Origin of the sequence: Bacillus pseudomycoides DSM 12442, from assembly GCF_000161455.1 — a bacterium.
Lineage (GTDB): Bacteria > Bacillota > Bacilli > Bacillales > Bacillaceae_G > Bacillus_A > Bacillus_A pseudomycoides.
Map to the genome: position 1 here is coordinate 5,084,691 of NZ_CM000745.1, position 3,052 is coordinate 5,087,742.

Below are 3,052 nucleotides of genomic sequence, written 5' to 3' on the forward strand. Positions count from 1 at the left end.
TCGAACAAATGCATTTTCCCACGGGTTTACTTTTTCTTCACGCCACTGTTTGACCAATTTAGGTATCTCTACAAAATGGATTTCAATGTCATCACTTAATAGTTGTTGCAATTTTGTATTCCACAATTGTCCGATGGTATGAAATGCTTCATCGTGAGAAAACAAGATAAAATCTAATAAGTTAATGGTTATGGTTTTCCGAAGGGAACGATACGGCATCCCTTCTTGCATTTGGGACGTATAGAGTTTACTCCAATAATATAAAGATCGCTTTACCATATCATGTGTATTTCGAAGCTGAATTTCTATATTTACTTGTGTCCCATTATCTAGCGTTGCTAATAAGTCTAATATTGATAACTTATCATCTTCATAAGATTTATGAAGATGTGGATCTTCTAGTTGTAGAAATGTAATAGGTGCATCTAAAGATTCTTCTAGAATGGCGTTTAGAAATCCGGTTAAAATTTCTTCGTTCCCCTTCGTTCCGAATAACTGTTTAAAAGCAAAATCGATTCGTAAATTTACTAATTTTGTGGACATGGGTTTCCTCTCCCTGTCTTTCTGTTCTTCTTCTTATTTTATAATTGAACTCTCTATATAAGCAAATGCTACTTTTACCACTGTAGCTCCAATTCATCACAGTACGCATCTAACTCCGTAAAACAGTTTTGTGAATCCGCTTCAAAATCAATTTCATGAACTATGCTATCTACCTTTTTTTCTAAATCTGAAATTGTGGTGTAAGGAACATAAAATATATATTCTCCCGAACATTGTTCCATATTATATTGTGATATGAGAAAGGATTCGATATTCTTTCGAACTTTCCCCTTTCCCCGTACAAATTTATTATTATTTTCTACACGCAACAACATACGAATAGTTGCTGTTTTTTCTTCTGTTTCCCCATTCTTTTGTACTTGCTTGTGTTCTCGTATGTATCGGTACAGTGTTGCTTGGCTAATGCCAGTCATATCTATAATTTCTCGAATACTATATTGCTCTGACTTATATAAATTTAATGCCTTTTGAATATACGTATCTCTAATACGAGGACGACCACCAACCCTCCCTCTTGCCCTTGCACTTACAAGACCTTCTTGTGTTCGTTGGGCAATTAAATCTCTTTCAAATTGGCTGAATGCTTGAAATACAGTTAACATTAATTTTCCTTGAGGGGTATTCGTATTAAATTGTTCTTTAATGCTAATCAGTTTGACTCCTTTATTTTCAAAGTAATCAACAAGTTCGATTAAATCCTTTGTACTTCGTCCTAATCTAGAAAAACTTTCAACAACTAATGTATCACCAGGTCTAATTTTATCTTTCAACCGAGTAAGCTCTGGACGATCACTTTTCGTACCTGTCATTTTTTCAGTCAAAATTTCAGTACAGTTATAATTTTGAAGCATATCTATTTGACGAATCAAATCTTGTTGTTGGGTACTTACCCTTGCATAACCATAAACATATGGATTCATATAATCACCTACCCTTTACACGATAATTTTATCATAAAGGGTAGTTAAAGTTAATTTGATTTTGATAATAGTTTTGATAACGTAGTTAAGCGATTTACAAGGCTTATATTTTGTTCGTTTTGCATTTATCAAAAACCATCGTTTTTGAGACGTTATTTTGTAACACTTTATGAATGATTCAAAAGGTTTATATGATTTTGAAGTGTTTCAAAATGTTGTCTCGAACCTTTTGACAAATTGCTTTTTTTATAGAAATCCCTCTGTTCCAAAAGGTGTACCTTTACGAACGGTGCAAACAAAATAGAAGAAGGTTTTTCATTTGTATTAGAGAATGATTATCCAATATGGAAAAATTAGATGTGGTGTGCTTGGATACTAAATTTATTACTATAAGACAAAGAAAACAATAGGGAGGGAATTGGAATGAAGAAAGAAAAAGGGCTATTGTTACCTCTTTTATTAACTATTGTATTAAGTAGCTGCCAACAGAGCGATATAGAAGAAGCAAAAAGTGAAGGTTCAAAAGTTATGGATACTGTTAGGAATACAGTGAATAAAAAAGATTTTCTCAGTTCGTCTGTGGATGATAAAGCGAGAGTTGTAGACCTAGAAATAGCGGATACTGTAAATACAAGTAAATTAAAAAAAGAGATTAACATTCAGTTAAAGAACCAAGATATTAGACCATATACTATTAATATTAGTCAAAGAGATATGAACATTGTAAAAATAGAGGACAGGTGGGACAGAATTTGGAGTTATATTTTTGAAGAATTGTTCCATAAAAAAGGATACAAAGGTTTTTCAATGCGGGCTTATGTAGAATCAGGGCAACCTATTCCATTTGCTATATATACGCCTATAAATAGTGCTGATTCAGGAGCTAAAGAGTTTGGGGAGAAGATCGAGAAAGAAGTTGATGACCTACTTAAAACACAGCAAGCACAAAAATGGATTGAAAATGATTTATATACTATTGAAGTTTATAGTCAAGATAATCAAAGAATCAACTAACAAATCTATGAACAGGATATTGGAAACGTAGTATTAATAGGCTAGTATTTGATGAAAAAGACTGGATTCATACCCAGTCTTTTTTACATGTATATAACTATTAAATTTAAGAAATTGTATTATTTATAATAAACTTGTCCACTATCAAGATATATAGTTCCCCCACCATAATTTTTAAGTCTAAGTTCATAATAATTACCAGAACCATTTAAAAGGTGAGAAATAGGAATGTTTAATCCACTTGAAAAGGAACCTTTAACTCTATATTCTGCATGTTTCGTACTATTATGATATATTTGTACTGCCAATCCAGTAGTCCTAGTTAGTGGTTCTACCTGTACACTTTGAGGTAGGTAAAATGATGTGCCATCATCAATCCACTGATAGTTACTAAATTCCATATATCCAAAATTATGAACATTCATAGCAAGAGGAGTAAGCTCTGTTTTATTTTGAACATTGCCACCAAACTTAGAACTCCTTAGAGGAGTTTTAGCCATGTCTTGATTAAATTTTTCTAATTCCTCTTTAGAATATGTTTTAACCAAATTCCC

4 protein-coding genes are annotated in these 3,052 nt (G+C 32.3%); 1 reads left to right on the top strand and 3 read right to left on the bottom strand.

The window, feature by feature from the left end; all coding sequences use genetic code 11:
* Both BPMYX0001_RS25735 and BPMYX0001_RS31585 read right to left on the bottom strand, forming a co-directional pair.
* Nucleotides 1–543: Rpn family recombination-promoting nuclease/putative transposase (locus tag BPMYX0001_RS25735; protein WP_033799395.1), on the bottom strand; the 543-nt coding region annotated here is incomplete at its 3' end.
* 74 nt (nt 544–617) lie between these two features.
* Complete coding sequence (locus BPMYX0001_RS31585; RefSeq protein WP_006097109.1) at nt 618–1,484, bottom strand: recombinase family protein; 867 nt, start codon at nt 1,482–1,484, stop codon at nt 618–620.
* A 423-nt stretch (nt 1,485–1,907) separates the two neighbouring features.
* Here BPMYX0001_RS31585 and BPMYX0001_RS25745 point away from each other — a divergent pair, with 423 nt between their 5' ends.
* Nucleotides 1,908–2,498: a DUF4030 domain-containing protein gene (locus BPMYX0001_RS25745; RefSeq protein ID WP_006097111.1), complete on the top strand. Its 591-nt coding sequence runs from the start codon at nt 1,908–1,910 to the stop codon at nt 2,496–2,498.
* 119 nt (nt 2,499–2,617) lie between these two features.
* Here BPMYX0001_RS25745 and BPMYX0001_RS25750 read toward each other — a convergent pair.
* On the bottom strand, nt 2,618–3,052 hold a 435-nt coding region (locus BPMYX0001_RS25750; protein ID WP_244268559.1), incomplete at its 5' end, for a hypothetical protein.